The following is a 23,606-nucleotide window of genomic DNA, read 5'->3' as shown; positions in this document are numbered from 1 at the left end:
GATACTAGGAACTGAACCATGCGTCACCGGATTGCCGGCCGAAAGCTCGGCGTTACCTCTTCTCACCGTGCAGCCATGTTCCGCAACATGGCTGTGGCTTTGATTAAACACGAGCAGATCACCACCACGCTTCCCAAAGCGAAGGAACTGCGCCCGTTTGTTGAAAAGCTGATCACCCTTGGCAAGCGTGGCGATCTGCATGCACGTCGGCAGGCATTTGCTGTGCTGCGTGATGATGTGATTGTTAAAAAGCTGTTTGCAGCCGTGGCAGAACGCTACAAGGCCCGCAACGGTGGCTACACACGCGTCCTGCGCGCTGGCGTGCGTTATGGCGATGCCGCTCAGATGGCCGTGATCGAACTGATCGACCGCGATGTGAGCGCAAAAGGGCAGGACAGCGGTCCGCGCCCGGAAGTGGAAGATAAGCAGGATCTTGCTGCTTAATCTTTTGCTCGCAAGTGCGATGAAGGAAGCTGGCTCTCAGGAGCCAGCTTTTTTTATGTCCTGTGTGCGTGCCACGATGTGATGCAAATATGCGTGGAATAAAAATATTTCATGCTTGTGCGTGAGTGATTGACAAAGACAAGAATATATCCACTATTATTTTTGATAAAATATTTCAGTGAAAGAGATAACGTCATGAAACGTGCGTTGCTAAAAATGCTAACGCTTGCCACCGTGGCATTGGGTTGGGCTGTAAGCCCGGCACAGGCAGCGGACAGCATTCGTATTGGCTATATTCCCGTTCTGGGCTCTTCCGCGCTGTTTGTGATTGATGGGGAAGGCTGGGCCAAGCAGGCAGGGCTGGATGTGCAGCTTGTCCGCTTTACCTCTGGCCCGCAGGCTATTCAGGCACTCGTATCTGGGCGGATTGACGGCTACGTAGCAGGGGTGCTGCCCTTGTTGCAGGCACGCGCGCATGGCGTGGATGTTAAGGTTGTCGCCACCGCCTCAATCGAGGAACTCTCGGTTATTGCGCGCGGCGCACTGGCAGAGGGCCTGAAGCCGGATAGTGAGGCCGGGCTGACGCCAGATGCGGTGAAGGACATTTTTGCGCGGTTCAAGCAAGACCAGAAGCGTCTGCCTCGTCTGGCAGCCCAGCCTGCCGGTTCGGTGCCGGACACACTGTTGCGCTACTGGCTGCAAAAGCAGCTTGGTTTTGCGCAGGTCAATACCGTGGCCTCCATTGTCGGGGTGGATATTGATGCGGCACAGCAGGCATTTCTGGCAGGTGCTGTGGATGGCGCGGTTTTGAGGGAACCAGCCCTGACAGTTGTTAAAACCCGTCTGCCGGACGCCCGCATTCTGGCTTCGGGTCATAGCATGATGCCAGACCAGCCGGGCTCCGTTCTGGCAATTGTCAAGCCTGATGCACCTGAGCACAAGGCATGGGCGGGAACACTGACCAGCCTGTTTGTGCGCGCCACAACTTTGCTGGCTCAGCACCCGGATGATGCTGTGCCATTTGTGCAAAAAGCGCTTGGCGGTGGTATGCTGAATGATAGTGTGATGAAAACCGCGCTGGAGCATTCTGCTTCCCGTTTTGTCAGCGACCCGGCGCGCATTGTGGAAAGTGTCAAGCAGTTGCAGGAATTTGAAGTGGCCGAAGGTCTGTTGCGTAAGGCAGAACCTGTTGAAGATCTGTTTGATACGGGTCTGTGGCAGCAGGCCAAGCCGTGAGTGTAAAATTGTCTGGACCCGCTCGCCTGGGGCTTGGGCTGGCGGGGCTTGTTCTGTTCTTTGGCATGTGGGAAGCAGCAGTCCAGTCGGGGCTGCTGCCATCTGGCATGGTGCCAGCACCTTCCTCCCTTGGTCCGGCCTGGCTGGATGAGGTGCGGGGAGGGTTCTGGCAGCAAGCCATTGTGGATAGTCTGAACCATTACCTGTTGGGCCTGCTCATTGGCTCCGTTCTGGGGGCCGGGCTTGGCATTCTGTGCGGTATGCTGGGGCTATTGGATAGTCTGCTGGAAGGCGTTGTTCGCCTGCTGCGGCCTGTACCGGGGCTGGCCTGGGTGCCGTTTGCCATTCTCTGGTTTGGGTTGAGCACGGCTGGGGCCACCTTTGTTATTGCCATATCGGTTTTCTGGATCAATTTTTACGCAGCCCACAGTGCCGTTCGTGGGGTGGACCCCGAGCTGTATGAACTGGCTTCCGCCTTTGGCCATGGTAGTTTTGTGGGGCGGTTGGTCAAGATTGTCCTCCCGGCTTCCGCGCCGGGCATTATGGCCGGGTTGCGTACGGGGCTGGGGCAGGGGTGGATGTCCGTTGTGGCGGCGGAACTGTTTGGCGTGCCGGGTATTGGTGCCCGCATGATGCAGGCTTCCAGCCTTCTGGCGACCGATGTTGTGGTGGTTTACATGCTGACCATGGCCATGCTGTATGCCATTACCGATTTTCTTTTTGGGTTTGTGCGGAAATGGGTTCTCAGGTGGCAACCATGAGCAAGGCGGATGTGGTTGCCTCCTTGCATGATGTTGGCCTCTCTCACGATGGCGGCGCCCATTTTGTGCTGCGACATGTCAGCCTGACGCTGGAGCGTGGGGAGTTTGTTGCACTTCTGGGGCCGTCTGGTGTGGGTAAGTCCACGCTTCTCAGGGTTCTGATGGGGCTTATGCACCCAACGGAAGGGCAGACAGGAGGTTCGGCCTGTGTGGCGGATGCCGGGGCACATGCTACGCGGCGGAGCCGGGCTATGGTGTTCCAGGATGCGCGGCTTCTGCCGTGGCGCTCGGTGTTGCGGAATGTCATGTTCGGGCTGGAAGGCCTACACCTGAGCAAGAGCGAAAAAATAGCCCGTGCGCGGGAGGCCCTGCGTCTGGTCGGGCTGGAGGATGCGCAGGACCGGCTCCCGCGCCGTTTGTCTGGTGGGCAGCGGCAGCGTGTGGGGGTTGCCCGCGCCCTGACCGTGGACCCCGACCTGTTGCTGATGGATGAGCCGTTTGGGGCGCTGGACCCCATTACCCGCACCAGCCTGCAGGAAGAGTTGCAGCGGATATGGCAGCAGACACACAAAACAGTGCTGTTTGTGACGCATGATATTGAAGAGGCTCTTCGCCTTGCCACACGTGTTGTGGTGCTGGCCGGTGGGCCCCCTGCGGGGATTACGGGCGAAATTGTGCTGGATATGCCGCACCGCAACCCCGATACTCCTGCCTTCAGGACCTATGCCGCGCGCTTGCGCGCCATGATTGCAGGTGAGCCTGATCCGGGTGGGGAAGCCTACTGGCGCTCGGCTGAAATCTAGTCTTGAGCAAAAAAATCGTTCACATAGGCATCTTTAGGGGTGCAAGGCGCGTTACCCCTTAATCCAGTATGGAGGACATCCTCGTATGAGTGATGAGAGCAAGGCAGATTTTGGTCTTGAGGATGGTATTGGCAATCTTCAGGACGGTGCCGATGGTTTTTTTGGCAAGGTGTCCAGTTACGATGCCCTTAATCCGGGCAAGCGCAGCACCGCAGTAGAAGCTCTGCGGGATGTTGTTATTGACCAGCCATTGTTGACCGTTGCTACGGCAGGTGTTGTCGGTCTGATTATTGGGATTTTTCTGCGGCGCAGAAAATAAGTTGGCAAGAGCCTTCCGGCTCTGGTCAGGATTGAAATGCAAGGGAGTGCGTTATGCTGAAACTGGCACTGTTTTTTCTGGTTGTTTCACTTGTTGCAGGGCTGTTTGGTTTTGGCGGAATTGCCTCTGCCTCGGCTGGTATGGCTAAAATCCTGTTCTTTATCGCCATTATGCTGTTTGTTGTTTTTCTGGTTGTGGCCCTGCTGGCTGGTCGTGCGGTCATGAAGTAACGGCGCCTGACCACTTTGCAAACGGTATAAAAAAACCTCCGGGGCCAGCGCTCCGGAGGTTTTTTGTTGGGCGGTGGTCCGCCTAGTTTTTGTCTTTTTGAATAAAGGAGGGCAGGAGCGGGTTGTCTGTCTGCATGGAGTTTTTGCTGGGGAGTTCGGAGGCATTCCACCCTCCGCCAAGGGCTTCCACCAGACTGACAGAGTCCAGAATACGGCTTTGCTGGATTTGCAGTGCGGTCTGCGCGTTGGACATGGCCGTCACCTCGGCGGTAATCACGGTCGTGTAAATCTGGGTGCCTGCCATATACTGGTTGAATGCAACCGTAACGGCCTTGTTGGCGGCATCCAGCGCAACATGCTGCTGCTCTGCCTGATCAGCCAGAATACGCAGGTTGGAAAGCTGGTCTTCCACCCCCTGCAGGGCTGTCAGTACGGTTTGCCGGTAGGTGGCCACATAGGCGTTGTAATTGCTGTCGGCCTCATGGACGGCAGCAGTTCTTGCGCCCCCGGCAAACAGTGTTTCCGTAGCCGAGGCGCCAAGGGTCCAGATGCGGTTTGCAACCTGCACAAGAGAGCCAACAGGGTCCCCGCTATAGGAGTATGTCGCCGTGAGTTTGACATCGGGGTAGAACGCCGCCATGGCCGCGCCAATCTGGGCGTTGTATTCCTCCATCCGGCGCTCGGCCGCCGCAATATCGGGGCGGCGCTGGAGCAGACTGGCCGGAACCATAACCGGAATAGCCGGAATGGCCCGTGGCAATGCGCCATGGGGGATGGAAAGGTCCGCAGGGGCTTTACCCATAAGAACAGCAATGGCGTGCTCATACTGTGCGCGGGCTATGCCGGTTGCGGTGGCCTGAGCGCGGGTCTGTTCCAGCTGTGTTTTGGCCTGCAGCAGGGTGGTCGGGTCTGCCGTGCCTGCATCATACTGGTTTTTGGTGATCTGGTACGAGCGTTCATAAAACGCCACGTTTTTGGTCAGCAGGTCATACAGGCTGTCCTGATACCGCAGGTTGAAATAAGCCGTGGCCAATTGTGCCTGATAAGACAGGCGTGCATTGGCAAGGTCTGCGGCTGTGGCCTGTGCTTCTGTAACCTGAGCCTGAATCTGCCGCCTGATCTTGCCCCATAAATCCAGATCCCACGAAACACTTGGCCCCGTGGCATAGGTGTTTTCGGTCGAGTTGGAGGGGGTTGCGCTCGTGCTGCTCGAGCCATCGGAGCCATAATTGATAATGGTGCCGCTGGAGCGCGACCCACGGCCCGAACTCTGTCGGTTGAAGGAGAGCGCACCGCTAAGCGTTGGGTAAAGCTGTGCCCGGATGGAGTTAATGGTGGCCCGGGCGTTACGGTAGCGTGCCTCGTACTGAATGATATTCTGGTTGTTGATGTCTACCTGAGCTTCCAGAGCATTCAACTGCGGGTCGTTATAGATTGTCCACCATGAACCTTTGGGCAGGCTGGCCAGCTGTGGGGTGGCGTACTGCCAGCCCGGTGCCGGACGCAGTTCCTTGAAGGTGGGCGAGATAATGGGCGTAGGCCGTTTGTAATCCGGTCCGACCATGCACCCGGCCAGAACGGCAGGTGCCAGCAGCAGGGACAGGCGAAGGGAAAGGAAGGGACGATAAAAAGGCATTCAGCGGTCCTGCCTGAAGCTGCGGGAAAACGATAACGAGCGGATAAAAGACCCGGCACGGGCCTGCCAGGCATCGAACATCAGATAAATAACCGGCGTTGTATAAAGGGTAAGGGCCTGGCTCACGATCAGCCCGCCAACAATGGCAATGCCCAGAGGGTGCCGCAATTCGGCCCCGTATCCGTTGGCGACCATAAGCGGGGCAGCCCCCAAGGCCGCTGCGACCGATGTCATCATGATCGGGCGGAAGCGGAGCAGGCAGGCGGTGCGTATGGCATCATGGGCGGACATACCCTCTTCGCGTTCGGCCATAATGGCAAAATCCACCAACATGATGGCATTTTTTTTCACAATGCCAATCAGCAGGATCACCCCGATCATGGCAATGAGCGAGAACTCCTCCCCAGCCAGTTGCAGGGCCAGCAGGGCCCCCACACCAGCCGAGGGCAGGGTGGAGAGAATGGTCAGCGGGTGTACGTAGCTTTCGTACAGAACACCCAGTGTAATATAGACGGCCACAAGGGCTGCCAGAATAAGCAGGGGTTCGTCGCTGACCGCTTTCTGGAACTGCGCGGCATTGCCAGCAAAACTGCCGTGGATGGTATTGGGCATATGCAGCGCGACCTGTGCGGTGTTGATGATCTGCGTGGCCGTGCCCAGAGAAACTCCCTTGGCCAGATTGAACGAGAGCGTAGCCGCAACCGCCAGCCCCTGATGGTTGACCGAAAGCGGGGTGCGGCTTGGCACCAGATGAGTAACCAGTGTGAGTGGTACCATGGCTTCGGATGAGGTGCTGACTGCTGAACCATTGGACGCACCAGCCCCCCCGGCCAGCGCATTGGCAATCTGGTTTTTAAAAGACAGGGAACTCTGGCTGGCCTGCGTGCTGGTGGAGCCGGTGCTGGAGGCATTGCGCACCCGAATGGTGTTGGAGCGCGTTCCCCCACCAGCCGAGCCCCCGGCAACGCTTATCCAGACCTGCATCAGACTTTCCGGGTTGGACCAGCTTTTGGGGTCGGCCTCCATGATCACGCGGTACTGGTTGAGCCTGTTGTAGATGACCGAGGCCGCGCGCTGGCCAAACGCATCGTACAGCGTGTTGGACAGGAGCTGGGGGGTAATGTTGACACGGGCGGACGTATCCCGGTCGATCTGGGTGCTAATAGCCGAGCCACCCAGCTGCACGTCGGAGGAAAGGGTTGTCAGTTCCGGGTGGCGGCGCAGCTCTGCCAGTAGGCGGGCGGTCCAAGTGTAGAGCTCGGATGAGTTTTCACCCTCTAGCGTATACTGGTACGCCGCATTGCTCTGCCGTGCGCCGGAACGGATGGCACCGGGCTGCATCAGAAAAAAACTGGCTCCGACCAGATTACGCAATTTGCGGTTAACACGGGCGATCAGGTCGGTCGGGGTATCGTTCCGGGCAGCTTTATCCTTGAGCTGCAAAAACACCCCTGCCTCGTTGGAGGAGCCTCGCCCCCCGATAAAGGAGGATACGCTCTCCACATCGCGGTCGTGCAGCAGCACTTTCTGCACTTCGGTCAGCTTTTTGGCTAACGCCCCGAAGGAGATTGACTGGTCCCCCTGCAGGCGCCCCATGAGCATGCCCGTGTCTTCCACCGGGAAAAACCCCTTGGGCATCAGCATGAACAAGGCTGCCGTAAGGGCCAGTGTAAAGGGCAGGCTGAGCAGGACGGTCTTGTGGTAGCGCAGGGCAAGGTCGAGCGAGCGGGTATAACCGGCCTGCATATGGTCCAAAAATGCAGTCATGGCGGCAATGGCGTGGCGCATCAGGCTGCCAGAACCCGCAGGGGCCGTGCCTGCCGTATGGGGCACAAGCAGGTAAGCCGCCATCATGGGGGTCAGGGTCAGGGACAGCACCATCGAGATCAGGATGGTGATGGAAACTGTCATGGCGAACTCATGGAACAGGCGGCCAGCCAGCCCCCCCATGAGCAGAATGGGCAAAAAGACGGCAATCAGGGAAATGGAGATGGAAATAACCGTAAAGGCCACTTCCGCACTGCCTTTTATGGCGGCATCCCGCGGGGGGAGGCCCTGCTCTATGTAGCGGGCTATGTTTTCCATCACCACAATGGCGTCATCCACCACAAAGCCGGTGGAAACCGTAAGCGCCATGAGCGACATGTTATCGAGCGAAAAACCAAGCAGGCGCATAACGCCAAAGGTCGCCACAATGGAGGTGGGCACAACCACGGCGGGAATAAGCGTCATGCGGAGCGAGTGCAGGAAGAGCAGCACCACCAGCACCACAAGTATGACCGAGATCAGCAGGGTCAGTTGCGTATCCACCAGCGCTGCACGAATGGTCAGTGAGCGGTCAAGCCCCACATGCAGGGCCACACCACCGGGCAGGGCAGATTTAAGCAGGGGCATTTCCGCATTGATCTGGTCCACGGTGTGAATCACATTGGCCCCGGCCTGGGGGAACACCACCGCAATAACCGATGCCTGACCATTATAGTACCCGGCGTTGCGCAGATCTTCCACGCTGTTCTGCACCTGCGCCACATCGGCCAGTCGCACGGGGCGGTTATTGCGCCATGCAATAATCAGGTCACGGTAGTCCTGCGCCGTGCGGACCTGATCATTCGTGTCCAGCGTGTAGCGGACGCCGTTCTGGTCAATAATCCCTTTGGGGGTGTGGGCATTGGCAGAGGCAAGGGCTGCGCGTACGTCCTCAAACCCGATACCGTATTTGAACAGGGGCAGGGGGTTTATTTCCGCCCGGATGGCGGGCAGCGCACTCCCGCTGATTTCCACCTGACCCACCCCCTGTATGGCGGACAGATGCTGCATCAGCACGTTGGTGGCGTAATCATAAAGCTGGGGGCGGGTGTGGGTGTCCGATGTCAGGGTGAGAATAAGGATCGGCGCGCCGTTGGGGTTGGCCTTGCGGTAGCTGGGGTTCTGCCGCAGGGAGGAGGGCATGTCCGCATGGGCGGCCTGAAGGGCGGCCTCCACATCCCGCGCGGCACCGTTAATATCGCGCGAGAGCGCGAACTGGAGCGTAATGCGTGTGCTGCCTTCGGTGGATTGGGATGTCATTTCCGTAACATCGGCAATCTGCCCAAGGTGCCGCTCCAAGGGGGCGGCCACGGCACTGGCAATTTCCTCCGGGGAGCCGCCAGCCTGCCGTGCCTGCACCTGAATAACCGGGAAGTCCACGTTAGGCAGGTCGGCAACAGGCAGGCCACGGTAGCCCAGTAGCCCCCCAAGGAACAGGGCTATGCTTAGCAGGATGGTGGCAACAGGCCGGTCAATAAAAATCCGGCTGATATTCACGGCACGGGTTGCCCGCTAGGGGGGGATGCAGAGCCGGGGGTGCGCAGCCCGCGCCATTTATGCGCCCATGTGTCCAGCGTAAGGTAGATGACCGGTGTGGTGAACAGGGTCAGCAACTGGGAGAGGGCAAGCCCGCCAATAATGGCCAGCCCCAGCGGATAGCGCAGTTCGGACCCCGTACCATGCGAGAGCACCATGGGTACAGCCCCCAGCATGGCTGCCAGTGTGGTCATGAGAATGGGGCGAAAACGCAGTGTGGCCGCCGTGCGAATGGAGCGCAGGCTGTCCATTCCATGTTCACGCTCCGCCTCCAGCGCGAAGTCGATCATCATGATGGCGTTTTTCTTGACAATGCCAATCAGCAGCACAATGCCGATAATGCCCATGATGTCGAGGTTAACCCCCGCAACAATCAGGGTCAGCAACGCGCCAATGGCGGCCGAGGGCAGGGTGGAGAGAATGGTAACCGGGTGGATAAAGCTTTCGTACAGAATGCCCAGCACAATATAGACGGCAATAATGGCGGCAGCGACCAGAAACAGTTCGTTGCTGAGTGAGCCTTCAAATGCCGCTGCTGTTCCCTGGAAAGATGTCTGGAAAGCTGCGGGGAGGTGGATGTCCGCCTCCACCCGGCGGATGGCGGCTGTGGCATCCCCCAGCGCATAGCCGGGTGCGAGATTGAACGAGATGGTCGTGGCCGGGAACTGCCCGAAATGGGTGAGCAGCAGGGGAGCCGTTTCCTGCGTGACTTTTGTCACCGCTGGCAGAGGCACCAGCCCGGAGGTTGGCGAGCGCGTGGGGCCGGATGTGCTCTCCCCCGTATTACCGCTGATACCGGGCAGGTAAAGCTGGTTGAGCGAGGACATCTCTTTTTGAAAGCGCGGTTCGGCTTCCAGAATAACGCGGTACTGGTTGGACTGCGTATAGATGGTGGAAATCTGGCGCTGGCCAAAGCTGTCATACAGCACGTTATCCACGGTCTGGGGGGTAATCGAGTAACGCGCACCTGTGGGGCGGTCGAGCGTTACGCGTGCGACCAGCCCTTCGGCCTGCAGGTCGGAGGTGACATCCGCAAGAGAAGGTTCCTGCCGCAACCGTTCGATCAGCTTGGGCACCCATGTTTTAAAGGCGTCGTAATCGGGGTTTTCAAGCAGGAACTGGTATTGTGTTGCCGATACGGTTGTATCGAGCGAGAGGTCCTGCACGGGCTGGAGGTAGAGCTTTATCCCCGCAACCTGCGCTGTTTCCTGCTCCAGCCGTGCTGCAATTTCGGTGGCGGAGGAGGAGCGGCTGTCATGCTCTTTCAGGTTGATCAGGAAGCGGCCCTGGTTAAGCGTCGCATTCTGCCCGTCCACCCCCACAAAGGAGGAGAGGGAGGCCACATCGGGGTCCTTCAGGATCACTCTGGCCAGTTCCTGCTGATGCACCTTCATGTTCTCGAACGAGATGGACTGCGCCGCAACGGAAATACCCTGAATGACCCCCGTATCCTGCACGGGGAAAAACCCTTTGGGAATGTACCAGCCCAGCAGGCCGGTCAGCACCAGTGTCCCCACGGCCACGCCCAGTGTGAGCTTGCGCCATTCCAGCACCACATCGAGCATGCGGTCATAGGCCGCAATCAGGCGTTCGGTTGCCACTTCCATCCGTGCGGACCAGCGCAGGAACGGGGTGGCAGCCGTGCCTGCGTCATGCGGGCGCTCGGAAAGAATACGGGCGCACATCATGGGAACAAGTGTGAGCGACACCACAGCAGACAGGATGATGGTCGTGGCCAGCGTAAGGGCGAATTCGTGGAACAGGCGGCCCACCACATCGCTCATGAACAGCAGCGGAATAAGCACGGCAATGAGCGATATGGTCAGCGAGATAATGGTAAAGCCAATTTCCCCCGCCCCCTTGAGCGAGGCGCTCATGCGGTCCTCGCCCGCTTCCACATAACGCGAGATGTTCTCGATCATCACAATGGCATCATCCACCACAAAGCCGGTGGCGATGGTGAGAGCCATGAGCGAGAGGTTATCGAGCGAGAAGTCGAGCAGGTACATAATGGCCAGCGTGCCGATAATGGAAAGCGGCACGGACAGGCTGGGAATAATGGTGGCGGGAACATTGCGCAAAAAGACAAAAATAACCGCCACAACCAGCACAAGTGCGAGAAACAGCTCGAACTGCACATCGGCTACGGAGGAGCGGATGGTGGTGGTACGGTCTGTCAGGGGGATAATATCAATCCCCGGTGGCAGGGTCTGGCGCAGGGTGGGCAGGGTGGCCTTGACGTTGTCCACCACGGCAATCACGTTGGCACCCGGCTGGCGCTGCACGTTCATGATCAGGGCCGGGGTCTGGTTGGACCACGCGGCAAGCTGTGTGTTTTCCGGCCCGATTACAACCGTAGCTACGTCGCGGATGCGGACTGGCCCGCTGCTCTGGTAGGCAATGACCTGATTGAGCAGCATTTCCGGGCTGGTAATCTGCCCGTCCACCCGCAATGTGGCCGAGCGCTGTGCTCCATCAAACGTACCCGTGGGGGAGTTGACGTTCACATTGCCAATGGTGGTACGCAGTGTGTCCAGATCAATGCCGTAGGAGGTCAGCTTGGGCACGTTGACCCGCACACGGTAAGCCTTGCGGTTGCCGCCTGAAAGCGTAACCAGCCCCACGCCCGAAATCTGGCTGATTTTTTGTGCCAGACGGGTGTCCACGTAATCTTCCACTTCGGGGAGCGGAATGGTGGCCGAGGTAATGCCCAGTGTGAGCACAGGGGTATCTGCCGGGTTGACCTTGGCGTAAACCGGGGGGGCGGGCAGGTCGGTTGGCAGCAAGGAGTTGGCCTGATTAATTGCGGCCTGCACTTCCTGCTCCGCCACATCCATGGACATGGACAGGTCAAACCGCAGGGTAATGACCGACGCCCCGCCCGATGAGCGCGATGTCATCTGGTCCAGACCGGGCATCTGGCCAAGCTGTGTTTCCAGCGGCGCAGTCACAGAGGTGGCCATAACATCCGGCCCCGCACCGGGGTAGAAGGTTTCCACCGTTATGGTGGGGTAATCAACCTGTGGCAGCGCGGAAATGGGCAGAAAATGGTAGCCCAGCAACCCGGCCATAAAAATGGCCAGCATCAGCAGCGTAGTTGCAACGGGCCTGCGGATGAAAATGGCAGATGGGTTCACGGCGTGGCATGGTCCGGTGCTGGGGTGGGAGCCGTGGTGGGAATGCTCACCTTGATTCCGGCGCGCAAATGGTCTGTGCCGTCCGTAACCACCCTGTCGCCTTCCTTCAGCCCGGAGGTGACAACGCTGAGCGTACCGTTGGAAATGCCGGTGGTTACGGGCTGGACGCTGACCGTGTCATCATCCTTGACAACATATACGAACAGGCCGGAGGGGCCGGTCTGCACAGCGGTTGTGGGCAGGAGCAGAACGTGGTCCAGCGTTTTAACCAGCAGACGTGCGTTAACAAACTGGTTGGGGAAGAGGTGCTCGTCCTCATTGGTAAAAATGGCGCGCAGGCGCACGGTGCCGGTTGCCGTGTCAATCTGGCTGTCCAGCGTGCTGACCGTGCCATCGGCTATTTTTTGTGTGTTGGAACTGTTCCAGGCCGAAACAGGGAGCGATTTGCGCGCCTGTAGCTGGGCAAATACTTCGGGCAACTGGTCCTGCGGCAGCGTGAAAATGACCGAGATGGGCTGCATCTGTGTCAACACCGCCAGCCCGCCGGACTGGCCGGCCGCCACGTAGTTGCCCTGATCCACTGCACGAATGCCAATGCGCCCATCCACTGGCGCAATAATGTGGCAGTAGATCAGTTGCAGCTTCTGGTTATCCACCAGTGCCTGATCAGCCTTGACCGTGCCTTCAAGCTGCTGAACCGTAAACTGCTGGTCGCGTGCGGTTTTGGCGTCAATACTGTCCTGCTTGATCAGGCGCTGGTAGCGCCCGCTGTCAACCCTTGCCTGTTCAAGCTGTGCCTTGTCCTGGGCAAGCTGGCCTTCATACTGCTCCAGTTGCACCTGATAGGGGCGGGGGTCGATCAGGGCGAGCAGGTCGCCCTTATGCACATGCTGGCCTTCGGTAAAAAGCACCTGCATCAGGTAGCCTTCCACACGGGTCTGCACGGTTACGTTGGTAATGGGGACAACCGTGCCCAGTTGGGTCAGTTCCACGGGCATACTGCCGGCGTGCACTGTCTGTACCGCTACAGGCTGGCTCTGGCTGGAATCAGCCGTGCCGTGGTGCGTTTTGTGGCCTGCCTGCGGGCGCAGGAAGGCAAAGCCCAGAATACAGGCGGCCACCACGGCACCACCCGTCAGAAGCAGGCGCTTTTTGGAGGAACGCGGCTTGGCGGGGGAGGCGGAGGGCGGAGAGTTATCGTCCATGAGGTGCGCTGTTCGTTAACCTAAGTTGCGTCAGAAAATGCAGGGGAACGCTGTGCATAGGGGCACCCTGTTTACAGAGGGAACTGTGCTGAACTCTTTGTCCAAGTGCAAGCCTCCTCATTGAAACCGTGCATAAAATAACATTTCGCTATGTAATTTGTGCGTTAAAAGCGTGCGCTTAACGGCGGTTACCGCTCATGTTTGCCCCTGCAGAAGGCGAAAGTGCGGCGCATAGCGGCACGGCCAGCAGGGATATGCCGCCAGTCACAACAAAGCCGAGTGCAAAATCGGTCATGTTTGCAGGGGTGTTATGGTGCAGCCTGCTCAGCACGGTCAGGGTGCCTGCGGCAATGCAGATTCCGGCCGAAAGCATGATCTGCTGCATGGTGGAATACAGGCTGGTGGCCGCACTCATCCGGTCCTGCGGAATGTCGGCATAGGCAACGGTGTTATAAGCCGAAAACTGGAGCGACTGGGCCGCCCCGGCCAGTGTGAGCACAAGCGAGAGCAGCCATAAAGGGTAGCTCGGGCGGAAAAGGGCGATCAAGGCAAAGACCAGTGCCGCGGATGAGCCATTGGCCATGAGAATGGTGCGGAACCCCCAGCGCTTGAGCAGTGCCGGCACAAAGGGGCGCATGGCAATGGCCCCCAGTGGAGCCACAAAGGTGACAAGCCCGCTCTGTGCCGCGCTCAGCCCCGCCCCGATCTGCAGGAAGGACGGGAGCAGAAACGGCAAGGACCCCACCGCAATGCGTGATGCCGCTCCCCCAAAAACGGAAATGCGAAAGGTCTGGAAGCGCATAAGCCGCAGGTCCAGGAGCGGAAAAGACGTACGCCCTGCGTGATGGGTGTAAATGCCCAGCAGCAGCAGGCCTGTGCATAAAAGGGCCGTAACAAGTGCAGGCGAGCCTGTACCGTGGCTGAACAGTTCTGCAAAAACAGACAGCACCGCCAGCCCGCCCCCTGCCAGAAACAGGCCTTTGAGATCAAACGGAGGGGGGGAGGGTTCGCGTACTTCGGGGATAAAGCGGTAGGTCAGGAACAGCCCGACCACACCGACAGGAATATTCAGGTAAAAATTCCACCGCCATGTCAGCCAGGAGGTAATATATCCCCCCACCACAGGCCCCAGCAGGGGGCCGAGGGTGGCTGGCAGCATCATCCATGTCATGGTGCGTACAAGCTGGTCCGCTGGGGTGCTGCGAATAACCGCCAGCCGCCCCACGGGCACCATAAGGGCACCACCAATGCCCTGTATGGTGCGCATGATGGCCAGAAACAGCAGGGAGTGGGCGGTACCGCAAAAAATTGAACTGCCCACAAAAATGCAGATTGCCACCATCAGGATCGTGCGGCTGCCCAGACGGTCAGCCAGCGCACCAGATGCGGGAATAAAAATGGCCAGCCCGATAATATAGGACGTCAGGGCAACAGACGTGGCGACCGTGTCCACATGCAGGCTATGGGCGATGGAAGGCAGGGCCGTTGCCAGAATGGTGCCATCAAGCTGTTCCATAAAAAACATGGAACCAACAATGAGCGCAGTCAGTTGTGTGGACGTCGGAGAAGGCATGCCTAGTCAGAGACGCGTTTTTGCGGTCTGATGCAACAGGCGATCGTGCAGATCTCCGGTCGCTTCCATGCGCGGGCCGTTACGGAATGGTTCAAAAAAGGAGAAAGTCGTCATGGCTAAAGATAAAATCGACATCATCGAAAACAAGATCGATGCCAAGGTTCGGGACGTTCAGGGACATGTCAAGGATGCCGCTGGTGGTCTGACCGGCGATATCGGTCTTCAGGCGGACGGAAAGCTCGACCAGTTCACCGCACACATGCAGGAAGATTTTGCCGATCTGTATGAGGAAGGTGAGGGCGTGGTTGAAAAGGCAGTGACTTTTGTGCGGGATAAACCCTTGCTTTCATTGGGTATTGTCTCGGTTGTGGGTGTTCTGCTCGGCTGGCTCTTCTTCCCCCGTCGTAGCCGTTCCTAAAAATCATTTGACCGGGACTCTTGCGCACCCGGGTAAAAAAATGCTTTTCCTTCCCTACGGAGTCGCAATTGCTGCGACTCGGTAATTTTAACCGAGTCGTTTCAAGCGGACGGGAAGGGATGCAATGCCGGACTTTAGGCGGGAACAACAGCATGGCGGCTTGGTCGCCGGAGTGGATGAAGTGGGCCGTGGCCCGCTTGCCGGTCCGGTTGTGGCCGCCGCCGTGGTGTTTGCCCGTGGCGTGCCGGATGATCTTGCTGCCGTTATTGATGATTCCAAAAAATTAAAACCCGCATTGCGTGAGGCCATTGCCGAGCGTCTGCCCCATGTGCCCGGTGTGGCCATTGGCGTGGGTGCCGCCTCCACGGCGGAAATTGACCGTATCAACATCTACCATGCGTCCCACCTTGCCATGCAGCGTGCAGTTGCCCGCCTGCCGGTCCGGCCTGACCATGTGCTTGTTGATGGCAACAAAATTCCGGATTTCGGGTGTAGTGCAGAGGCCATCGTGGGGGGGGACGGGGTGAGCCTGTCCATTGCCGCGGCCTCCATTATGGCCAAGGTGGTGCGTGACCGCATCATGGCGCGGCTGAATGTGCGCTGGCCCGATTATGGATGGGAAAAAAATGCAGGTTACGGCACGGCGGTTCATCGCCGGGCTCTGCTGCAAACGGGTGTAACCCCGCACCACAGAAAAACATTTGGCACCGTACGCCAGCAGCTAGAACATTTGAAAACGGAGACCCGGGCATGAGCGGCGCAAAAGCAGTTTCCATGGACCTCCCCCTAGACGAAATCCTGCGGGGTGAATGCGTGGAGACCATGCGCACCCTGCCTTCGGGCTCAGTGGACTGCATTTTTGCCGACCCACCGTACAACCTGCAGCTTCGGGGGGAACTCCGCCGCCCGGACGACAGCGTTGTTGATGGCGTGGATGATGACTGGGACAAGTTTTCCGACCTGCAGGAATACGACCGCTTCACGCGGGAATGGCTGAGCGAAGCCCGCCGCCTGCTGCATAAGGATGGCACAATCTGGGTGATTGGTTCCTACCATAACATCTTCCGCCTCGGGGCTATTCTGCAGGACCTTGGGTTCTGGATCCTGAATGATGTGGTCTGGCGCAAGTCCAACCCCATGCCCAACTTCCGTGGCCGTCGCTTTACCAATGCGCACGAAACGCTCATCTGGGCTGCCCGCAGTCAGGATAGCCGCTACCGCTTCAACTATCAGGCCATGAAGGCGCTGAATGATGACGTGCAGATGCGCTCGGACTGGTATCTGCCGCTCTGCACAGGCAATGAGCGCCTGCGGAACGAACATGGGCTGAAGCTCCACCCCACCCAGAAGCCCGAAAGCCTGCTCCATCGTGTGCTGCTGGCGTCCACCACGGTCAATGATGTGGTGCTTGACCCGTTCTCCGGCTCTGGCACTACGGCCGCCATGGCCCGCCGCCTGCGCCGCCATTTTGTAGGCATTGAGCGGCACCCGGATTATGTGGAAGCCGCCAGAGCCCGCGTGGCCAGCGAAGTGCCCCTGGATGATGATGCCATACAGACCACGCAGGATAAGCGCGAAGCCCCGCGTGTGCCTTTTGGCAGTCTGGTGGAGCAGGGCGCGCTTGTGGCCGGAACAGTGCTGAGTGATAAAAAACAGCGTATTCAGGCTACAGTTGCCGCAGATGGCACGCTGATCAGTGGCGCCAAGCGTGGTTCAATCCATAAAATGGGGGCCATGCTGACCAACGCACCCTCATGTAATGGCTGGACATTCTGGCACTTCGAGCGTGAAGGCGTGTTGCTCCCGCTGGATGTGCTGCGGCAGGAAAGTCTGGGGGCTACAGTCGCGCTGTAAAGCCTGACGACATAGCTTGAAGTTATAAAAAAAGGGGCACTTCTGGTGCCCCTTTTTTTATGTGTAGTCCGGCAGGGCAGGCAGGTGGCCTAGCTGCCACCAAACCCCAGAAAGCCGATGGACGGCTGGGCAGCCCCGCCCGTGCGGTCATAACGCGGGTCATGCGTTTTGCTTTTGGTATCGTCTTCCATATCCACGCTGCTGCTGCCTACGTGCAGGTCGGATGTGCTGACCGTTCCCACGCTATCACTCCCCTGCAGGCTGCTGGAATTGCGCAGAGACAGAAGCAGGAAGGTAATGGGGTTACGGTTCAGGTCGATGGACATATCAAGCGGTGTCTGGCCCAGAATATTATGCCCGTTCAGGTCCGCACCACGGTTAATGGCATCACGCGCGGAGGAAACACTCCCCCGGTTTATGGCCTCGAACAGTGCAACCGTGGGTTCCACATCCTTGTTGGGGTGGCCACCGCCCTCCCCTGCTTCATCATCGCTGCCATCGGCACCGGGAATGGCCGTGGGAGGGGCCGCGCGTTTGGCGGCCTTGGCGCTTTCCGATTTTTCGGCGGATTCCGCCGCCGCAGCCTGATCTTCGGCATCATCAGCAAAAGCCGGAACCGCAGCAAACATGGCAAGGCTGCTGAACAGCAGAGCGGATGAAACAAGGCGTGGAAAACGGGTCATTGTCTGTCCATCAATACAGGAGCCTCTAACGTATCACAGCCCATGGGAGCGGAAAAGACGCTCTGGGGGCCTATCGGGTCCGTCCTTCCCGCCACCATGCGCCAAACAGCAGCAAAAGGGCGAGCGCCATGGCTAGAGGAGCGGGCAGGAGGGGTATGGGTGTTCTGCCCGTTACCAGATGTGCATCGCGCCGGGCAAAGCCCAGCCAGTCCGCCCCGTGCAGTGCGCCTGATGCAACCAGTCTTGGCGTGGGGGCATGCAGGCTGGTTGTGCTGTCACCGAGCCAGAAAATACCCCCGCCACTCTGTTTGACCACATCCGCCAGACGGGTTGCGGTCGCGCGCAGGTCGGTTAGCTCACGCGTGTTTTCTGGCTCGGGTGCCGCATAGGTTGTGCGTGTGCCATCGGAAATACGCCAGATACCGGACTCCGTTATGGGCAGTTGTGCTGTCCGGGTGCCTTCCTGCGCGGATGCGTGCATGGGCACGGTGCTGCTCTGCCCGGTGGGGGAGGTCAGGGTAAGGGTGGTGGCCGCAGGTGTGCCCACACTGTGGCGGGTAATGTGGAGCGTATTGGCGCTTATGCTGGCTGTAAGCTGCTCCTCTTCCAGCTCCGGCTCTTTCATCAGCCAGTGCGAAATGCGGCGGAGCAGTTCGGCCTGTGGGCCGCCGCCATCCTCCCCGCGTGACCACAGCCATATCTGGTCAGACAGAAGCAACGCAATCCGGCCCTGATCAACCCGGTCCAGCACCAGCAGGGGGCTGTTATCTGGCCCATTCATCAGTACCTCACCATGGGTGCTGTCGGGGTGCAGGGCGCGGTACCACGGCCCCCACAGGCCCGGTACGGCCGTAGCACTGTTGACCTGCGCACCCGCTTTTGGCGCGCCGGGAAGTGATGCCGTAACAGGGTGCCTGCGCCCGGTATCGGTCAAGGTGGGGCGGAAGCGGCTGACGAGCATGCTGCTCTGGTCAGGGGTTACGTGGGCGGGCAGCACGTCCCCCACCGGAGTATCCTGCAAGGAGCCGGGGCCAATAAATTCGGGGCCCGCGGTCAGGAGCAGGCCACCCCCGCGGCGGACAAAGCCTGCAATGTTTTCCAGATAACTGTGCGGCAGAATATGCCGGTTTTCAAACCCATCAAGGATGATCAGGTCAAACTGGTTGATCTTGTCCTGAAACAGCTCGCGCACGGGGAATGCGATCAGCGCAAGGTCGGACAGGGGGGTGCCATCGTCCTTTTCGGGGGGGCGCAGAATGGTAAAGTGGATCAGATCAACCGAAGGGTCCGCCTTGAGCAGCCTGCGCCAGACCCGCTCCCCCTGATTGGGTGTGCCCGAGATCAGCAGCACCTTCAGTCGGTCCCGTATGCCGGTAATATGGGCTACGGTCTGGTTGTTCAGTTCCGAGACTTCCCCCGGCATGGCCGAGGCGGACAGGCTGACCAGCAGTGGCCCCGGCTGGGTTACGGGCACGGTAATTTCCTGCGGCATCCCGCTCAGGACAGAAATATGCTGCGGTTCTTCCCCATTCACCCGGACCGTCAGCTCCGCCGGTGTGCCTGCCTGCGTGCCCGGTCCCATGTCATCCACCTGCACGCGCAGTTTGGCGTTCTGGCCTGCAATGGCGTAGGGGGGAGCCTGAAGGATGCTCAGCTTGCGGTCTTTCTGCTCCGTGCTGGCGGTGAGCAGAACGTGCAGGGGCAGGGTTGTGCGGCTGCCATTGTCCTGCATGGGGCGCAGGCGCTCGGGCAGGGTAGTGGGAACATCGCTGACCTCTCCATCAGTAACCATCATGGCCCCGGCAAACTGGGCGGGGGGAATGTCGGCTGCGGCCTGATCCAGCGCGTCAAACAGTTTTGTGCCATCACGTGCTGCACCACGCACGGTTACGGTGCGGAGGTTCAGCCCCTCTACCTTGGCCTGTGCCAGTGCGTCCGCCACCTGCCGGGCAATGGCGGCACGCTGGTCCAGCGCCATGGAGGGGGACTGGTCCACTACCAGAAGTGCAGTCTGGGGGAGTGCGCGCCGCTGCTCGTGGTAACGTTGTGGCCCGGCCAGCCACAGCAGCACCATACCTATGGCGCACAGGCGCAAAATGGCTCCCCCCGTGCGCTGGAACAGGCTCCACCCGCACAGGCCCAGTGCCGCAACGCCCAGTATGGCCAGCAGCCACAACGGCAGCAAAGGTGCAAACCCAAAGGAGGCCAGAAGAGTGCTCATGGTTTGTCCTCCAGCCGTTTGAGCAGCATGGGAACATGCACCTGATCAGCCTTGTAGCTGCCTGTTAAGGCGTAAATAACGGTGTTCAGCCCAAAGCGGTACGCCTGCAGGCGCTGGTCACTGCCTCCGGGGATAACGGCAAACGGGGTATTGCCCGCACTGTCCACCGCCCAGGCGTGCGCCCAGTCTGCCGAGCCGATGATAACCGGGCTGACATCATCGTTCTCGGCGTCTCCTTCCTTGGCGACCCAGATCGGCAGGCCTGCATACCGGCCCGGAAAGTCGTGGAGCAGGTAAAAGGTATGTGCCAGCAGGTGGTGGTCGGTCATGACCACCAGTGGTGGCACCGCAAGGCCTGTTGTAACCCGGCGCAGGGCTGCGGCCGTGCCGGGGGCATCGGCGGTAAAGGTGGTGTCGGTTGTGCTGGAGCCTCCGTCCTGCCCCTGTGTGTCAATCAGCAGAATACCACCGTGGGCCATAAAGGTGTTCAGCGCTGCCGTCATGGCCGGCGTGGTGGTGGCGTCTGCGGTAATCGGCCAGTAAAGCAGGGGGTAGTAGGTCAGGTCATCCGTGCCGGGGTGGACGGCATCGGGGTGCCCCATAACAGCGGAGGTGCGGGCGTTTACAAAGTCGGACAGGCCCTGCAACCCCTCGCGGGAGGCGGTGTCCACGTCCTCATGCCCGGTTACAATATACCCCAGTCGGGTTTCCAGCGCTGCGGCGGGAACTGCGGGTGGCGTGCTCAACTCCTGTGCATGCAGGGGGGATGTTAGCGCACCAAGGGTGGCCACCAGCGCAAGCAGGGTAAGGGGCCGTGGTGCAAACAGCCTGCCTGTGCGCATAAGGCCCACAACCACGCCATCGAGCAGTAAAAGCAGAATGGCGGCCAGCAGGCAGTAACGCCCAAGTGGCAGGTCCGGCTTCTGGCCCGAAGCATCCATAATGGTGCCAACAGGGGGAGCTGGTCGCAGGCTTTGCACACCCGCTGCGGTATTGAGTGCGCGGCGTCCATCCGTGGGGCCATACAGGCCGGGCGGGTGGATGGGGGAGGCAGGTGTGGTGGCAAACACATTGCCCTGTATGCCCCGTGCGGTTGGCGGCGGCGGGCCTGCAATGCCCTCGCCGTCCAATGTCAGGGCTGGGGAGAGCAGTATATTTTCGGCCGGAATGTTCAGCCCGTTGGCGTGTTCGGTCAGGCGTTGCAGCATGGCTACAAACAGGCCGGACAGCGGCAGGTTGGACCAGTCCGCCGTGCTGCTGACATGGAACAGAATTACCTCACCCTTGCCCAGTTCGGCATGGGTGACCAGCGGCGTGCCATCAGCCAGCCGTGCCCATACATGCGTGCCCAGATCGGCCGAAGGGCTGGCCAGCACCTGGCGGGAAACCGTTACATCGGTAGGAATATCCAGCCCCCGGAAAGGAGATTCCTGTTCAAAGGGTGCAAGTTTTTGCGGTGTGCCCCATGTCATGGACCCACCGAGCTGGCGGGCTCCATCCAGCAGGGCCACGGGCAGCAGGTTCCGTGCCGTGTCGGCCGGGTCGGAGGGGCTCGTATCCTGCTGGCTGCCAGCAAGTGCCGGGCCTGCAAAGCGAATGAGCGTGCCGCCGTTTTTTATCCATTCCATTACGGTTTTCTGGCTTTGCGCGCCGGCCAGTGTGCCATCGGGCGCGATCAGCACGGACAGAGGGCGGCTGAGCAAGGCGTCCAGTGTTCCTTCATGCAGGTCTGACAGGGGAGCCAGTGCACGGCGGAGGTAAAAGACAGAGCCAATCAGGGGGGTATCGGCCCCACCGCTGGAAAGCAGGCCAACTGGGTGCAGGCGTGTGTTTTCGTCCAGCAGAACGGTTGTGGCGGCACTCGCAATGCCCTGTACGCTCAGCGTATCGATCCGGTTGCGTACGGTTATGGGCAGGTTGATGCGTACATCCGCCTGTGTGGCATTGGCCGCTACGGGCACAGGGATCACGGCCAGCGTTCCCCCATCTGTCGCGCGGGCCACAACATGAACAAGCCGGGGCTGCGCCGATGGGAGTAGGATCAGGCGCGCCATGGTCCCATCCGACGTGGGGGCAACGGGGGCAAGCACCATGCCTGACTGGGAGGAAAAGCGGATTTCCTGCACGGCACCCCGTGCCCGCAGGGCTTGGGCAAAAGCGTTATCCCCGCTCTGGGCAACGCCATCAGCCAGATAGACAATGCGGGCAAAGGGAAGGGCTGGCAGTTGCCCGATCTGCCGGGCAGCCTGTGCCCGGTCCACACTCCATGGGCTGGGGTGGAGACTGTTCAGCATCCGCCGCACAGTAGCGGCTGGCTGTGGCGCAGGCGGTATTGCGGAAGCCTCCGCCTGTGGGGCGGTGGTCAGGAGCTGCAGGCTGGATTTTGTGCGCTCTGCATCGTCCACAATGGTTTGTGCGGTGGTCAGGCGGTCGGTCCAGTCCGCGGCACTGAACATACCGTCATCCACCACCAGCAGAACCGGGCCGGGGGTTTGTGTACTGTCCCTGCTGCCGGGAATAAACGGGCGGGCAAAGCCCGTAATCAGCAGGCCCACAGCCAGCAGGCGCAAGAGCAAGACCCACGGGGGTGAGCGCGCGGCTTCGGTTTCCTTCGGGCGCAGGCGGGCGAGGAAAGCAATGGGGGGAAAAACCTGCTGGCGCGCGCGCGGTGGCGTGGCACGCAGCAGCCACCACACCAGCGGCAGGCAGAGCAGGGCAAACAGCAGGGCAGGGAACTGGAAAATCATACGCGTTGGCTCATCTGGGCATGGAGCGCCAGCAGCGTGGGGAGGGGGGACTGATCGGTTCGGTGGTGTGCCAGCGTGTGGCCGCAATGGCTTGTGGTTTGTTCAAGCCACTGGCTGCGCGCTGCAACAAGGGCTGCGTAGTCCGTGCGCAGGCTCTGCACATGGGGCAACTCCAGCGGGGGCTCGTGCTCAAGCCCGCAAAACTCGGTGCGGCCGGTATAAGGGAGCGTGCTTTCCGCCGGATCGCTAACATGGAGCACATAGGCCCGCGCCGGGTGTGCGGCCAGCTGGTGCAGGCAGTCATGGATATGGGTGTCAGGGCAGAGCAGGTCACTGGCCAGCAGCAGGCGTGCGCGCCGGGGTACAAGGGCGGGCGGGGGGAGTGCTGCATCCATGGGGCTGCTATTGGCTGCCAGCTCGCACAGCCCGAGTGCCAGCCGCTCCAGCGCGTTGGGGGCAGGGGGCAGGGACACAATACCGGAAGGAGAAAGCAGCAGAACCCGCTCGCCATTGCGCAGCAGCAGGGCCGCCATGCTGAGCAGAAGCAGGATGGCGCGGTCCAGCTTGCCGGGCAGGGTATTACCGGAGCGCCATTGCATGGAACCGGAAAAATCGCACCATAGCAGGACTGTCTGCGCCGCTTCGGCTTCGGTCTCACGCACATGGGCGCGGGCTGTGCGGGCGGATTGCCGCCAGTCTATGCGGTTGACCGGTTCACCGGGCTGTGCCGGACGGTACTGCCAGAATGTGTCCCCCCATCCTGCGCGGCGCTGGGGGTGCCTGCCTGCTGCCAGTGTGGTGGCAATGTGGCTGGCATGGAGCAGCAGGTCCGGCAGGCGGGTGGCCAGTGTTTGGGCGGCACAGGCCATGTCCGCCGTAGCGGAAACCGGGGGGCTGGGCGTGGCCGCAGGGCTGAATGGCGCCCCCGCCACGGGCTGGTCCCGGCCCAGAAACCGGCGCAACAGGGTGGTTGGGATCGGTCGGAACCGGCTCACAG

General features: G+C 60.1%; 18 protein-coding genes. 9 read left to right on the top strand and 9 right to left on the bottom strand.

The annotated features are described in order from the left end of the window. Positions 1–18 precede the first annotated feature (18 nt). The 6 genes from rplQ to LKE65_RS11685 all read left to right on the top strand — a co-directional run bounded on the left by rplQ (position 19) and on the right by LKE65_RS11685 (position 3,793). Entirely contained in the window at positions 19–444 is a 426-nt protein-coding gene (rplQ, locus tag LKE65_RS11710) for a 50S ribosomal protein L17 (protein WP_025826922.1), read from the top strand. Positions 445–639: 195 nt separating this feature from the next. Beyond that, positions 640–1,680 carry an ABC transporter substrate-binding protein gene (locus tag LKE65_RS11705; protein WP_278741450.1) on the top strand — a complete coding sequence of 347 codons (1,041 nt, stop codon included), beginning with the start codon at positions 640–642 and terminating at the stop codon, positions 1,678–1,680. 65 nt (positions 1,681–1,745) lie between these two features. After that, positions 1,746–2,441 carry an ABC transporter permease gene (locus tag LKE65_RS11700; protein ID WP_278741859.1) on the top strand — a complete coding sequence of 232 codons (696 nt, stop codon included), beginning with the start codon at positions 1,746–1,748 and terminating at the stop codon, positions 2,439–2,441. After that, positions 2,429–3,244, top strand: a complete 816-nt coding sequence (locus LKE65_RS11695; protein ID WP_278741449.1) for an ABC transporter ATP-binding protein — start codon at positions 2,429–2,431, stop codon at positions 3,242–3,244. The genes LKE65_RS11700 and LKE65_RS11695 overlap by 13 nt, the downstream gene beginning before the upstream one ends. 85 nt (positions 3,245–3,329) lie before the next feature. Further along, the gene (locus LKE65_RS11690) at positions 3,330–3,563 is read left to right on the top strand and encodes a hypothetical protein (RefSeq protein WP_086647141.1); all 234 of its coding nucleotides are present in this window, start codon (positions 3,330–3,332) and stop codon (positions 3,561–3,563) included. A 53-nt stretch (positions 3,564–3,616) separates the two neighbouring features. Beyond that, the gene (locus LKE65_RS11685) at positions 3,617–3,793 is read left to right on the top strand and encodes a DUF1328 domain-containing protein (protein ID WP_086647142.1); all 177 of its coding nucleotides are present in this window, start codon (positions 3,617–3,619) and stop codon (positions 3,791–3,793) included. A gap of 82 nt (positions 3,794–3,875) precedes the next feature. Here LKE65_RS11685 and LKE65_RS11680 read toward each other — a convergent pair whose 3' ends face one another. The 5 genes from LKE65_RS11680 to LKE65_RS11660 all read right to left on the bottom strand — a co-directional run bounded on the left by LKE65_RS11680 (position 3,876) and on the right by LKE65_RS11660 (position 14,686). Then, the gene (locus LKE65_RS11680) at positions 3,876–5,429 is read right to left on the bottom strand and encodes an efflux transporter outer membrane subunit (RefSeq protein ID WP_278741447.1); all 1,554 of its coding nucleotides are present in this window, start codon (positions 5,427–5,429) and stop codon (positions 3,876–3,878) included. After that, positions 5,430–8,732, bottom strand: coding sequence for an efflux RND transporter permease subunit (locus tag LKE65_RS11675; protein ID WP_278741446.1), 3,303 nt, complete (start codon positions 8,730–8,732; stop codon positions 5,430–5,432). Next, entirely contained in the window at positions 8,729–11,908 is a 3,180-nt protein-coding gene (locus LKE65_RS11670; RefSeq protein WP_253527293.1) for an efflux RND transporter permease subunit, read from the bottom strand. The genes LKE65_RS11675 and LKE65_RS11670 overlap by 4 nt, the downstream gene beginning before the upstream one ends. Further along, positions 11,905–13,113 (bottom strand): efflux RND transporter periplasmic adaptor subunit, encoded by a 1,209-nt coding sequence (locus tag LKE65_RS11665; protein WP_278741444.1) that lies wholly within the window; start codon positions 13,111–13,113, stop codon positions 11,905–11,907. The genes LKE65_RS11670 and LKE65_RS11665 overlap by 4 nt, the downstream gene beginning before the upstream one ends. 178 nt (positions 13,114–13,291) lie before the next feature. After that, the gene (locus LKE65_RS11660) at positions 13,292–14,686 is read right to left on the bottom strand and encodes an MFS transporter (RefSeq protein ID WP_086647147.1); all 1,395 of its coding nucleotides are present in this window, start codon (positions 14,684–14,686) and stop codon (positions 13,292–13,294) included. A gap of 112 nt (positions 14,687–14,798) precedes the next feature. On the opposite strand from LKE65_RS11660, the gene LKE65_RS11655 reads away from it, so the two are divergent. The 3 genes from LKE65_RS11655 (at position 14,799) to LKE65_RS11645 (ending at position 16,958) form a co-directional block, all read left to right on the top strand. Further along, positions 14,799–15,104 (top strand): DUF883 family protein, encoded by a 306-nt coding sequence (locus tag LKE65_RS11655; protein WP_165925029.1) that lies wholly within the window; start codon positions 14,799–14,801, stop codon positions 15,102–15,104. A 124-nt stretch (positions 15,105–15,228) separates the two neighbouring features. Continuing rightward, on the top strand, positions 15,229–15,858 hold the full coding sequence (locus LKE65_RS11650; RefSeq protein WP_095348972.1) for a ribonuclease HII: 630 nt from the start codon (positions 15,229–15,231) through the stop codon (positions 15,856–15,858). Further along, entirely contained in the window at positions 15,855–16,958 is a 1,104-nt protein-coding gene (locus LKE65_RS11645; protein ID WP_086647149.1) for a site-specific DNA-methyltransferase, read from the top strand. Before LKE65_RS11650 ends, LKE65_RS11645 begins: the two co-directional genes overlap by 4 nt. A gap of 89 nt (positions 16,959–17,047) precedes the next feature. On the opposite strand, the gene LKE65_RS11640 is transcribed toward LKE65_RS11645, so the two are convergent. The 4 genes from LKE65_RS11640 to LKE65_RS11625 all read right to left on the bottom strand — a co-directional run bounded on the left by LKE65_RS11640 (position 17,048) and on the right by LKE65_RS11625 (position 23,604). Beyond that, a complete protein-coding gene (locus LKE65_RS11640) occupies positions 17,048–17,641 on the bottom strand; it encodes a hypothetical protein (protein ID WP_095348970.1) in 594 nt (197 codons plus the stop codon). 70 nt (positions 17,642–17,711) lie between these two features. After that, complete coding sequence (locus LKE65_RS11635; RefSeq protein WP_278741442.1) at positions 17,712–19,862, bottom strand: VWA domain-containing protein; 2,151 nt, start codon at positions 19,860–19,862, stop codon at positions 17,712–17,714. Then, on the bottom strand, positions 19,859–22,609 hold the full coding sequence (locus LKE65_RS11630; protein ID WP_278741441.1) for a DUF4159 domain-containing protein: 2,751 nt from the start codon (positions 22,607–22,609) through the stop codon (positions 19,859–19,861). The genes LKE65_RS11635 and LKE65_RS11630 overlap by 4 nt, the downstream gene beginning before the upstream one ends. Further along, entirely contained in the window at positions 22,606–23,604 is a 999-nt protein-coding gene (locus tag LKE65_RS11625) for a DUF58 domain-containing protein (RefSeq protein ID WP_278741439.1), read from the bottom strand. Before LKE65_RS11625 ends, LKE65_RS11630 begins: the two co-directional genes overlap by 4 nt. Positions 23,605–23,606 lie beyond the last annotated feature (2 nt).

The sequence above is a fragment of the Acetobacter fabarum genome (assembly GCF_022483405.1).
Classification (GTDB): domain Bacteria; phylum Pseudomonadota; class Alphaproteobacteria; order Acetobacterales; family Acetobacteraceae; genus Acetobacter; species Acetobacter fabarum.
Note: the sequence above shows the minus strand (reverse complement) of the source record. Positions and strands in the feature narration are given on the sequence as shown.

Excerpts from the sequence above, each read along its gene's own strand:
- LKE65_RS11655 (WP_165925029.1), top strand. The coding sequence starts at position 14,799 with ATGGCTAAAGATAAAATCGACATCATCGAAAACAAGATCGATGCCAAG.
- LKE65_RS11660 (WP_086647147.1), bottom strand. The coding sequence starts at position 14,686 with ATGCCTTCTCCGACGTCCACACAACTGACTGCGCTCATTGTTGGTTCC.
- LKE65_RS11645 (WP_086647149.1), top strand. The coding sequence starts at position 15,855 with ATGAGCGGCGCAAAAGCAGTTTCCATGGACCTCCCCCTAGACGAAATC.
- LKE65_RS11630 (WP_278741441.1), bottom strand. The coding sequence starts at position 22,609 with ATGATTTTCCAGTTCCCTGCCCTGCTGTTTGCCCTGCTCTGCCTGCCG.
- LKE65_RS11665 (WP_278741444.1), bottom strand. The coding sequence starts at position 13,113 with ATGGACGATAACTCTCCGCCCTCCGCCTCCCCCGCCAAGCCGCGTTCC.
- LKE65_RS11680 (WP_278741447.1), bottom strand. The coding sequence starts at position 5,429 with ATGCCTTTTTATCGTCCCTTCCTTTCCCTTCGCCTGTCCCTGCTGCTG.
- LKE65_RS11705 (WP_278741450.1), top strand. The coding sequence starts at position 640 with ATGAAACGTGCGTTGCTAAAAATGCTAACGCTTGCCACCGTGGCATTG.
- rplQ (WP_025826922.1), top strand. The coding sequence starts at position 19 with ATGCGTCACCGGATTGCCGGCCGAAAGCTCGGCGTTACCTCTTCTCAC.
- LKE65_RS11690 (WP_086647141.1), top strand. The coding sequence starts at position 3,330 with ATGAGTGATGAGAGCAAGGCAGATTTTGGTCTTGAGGATGGTATTGGC.
- LKE65_RS11700 (WP_278741859.1), top strand. The coding sequence starts at position 1,746 with ATGTGGGAAGCAGCAGTCCAGTCGGGGCTGCTGCCATCTGGCATGGTG.
- LKE65_RS11650 (WP_095348972.1), top strand. The coding sequence starts at position 15,229 with ATGCCGGACTTTAGGCGGGAACAACAGCATGGCGGCTTGGTCGCCGGA.
- LKE65_RS11685 (WP_086647142.1), top strand. The coding sequence starts at position 3,617 with ATGCTGAAACTGGCACTGTTTTTTCTGGTTGTTTCACTTGTTGCAGGG.
- LKE65_RS11635 (WP_278741442.1), bottom strand. The coding sequence starts at position 19,862 with ATGAGCACTCTTCTGGCCTCCTTTGGGTTTGCACCTTTGCTGCCGTTG.
- LKE65_RS11640 (WP_095348970.1), bottom strand. The coding sequence starts at position 17,641 with ATGACCCGTTTTCCACGCCTTGTTTCATCCGCTCTGCTGTTCAGCAGC.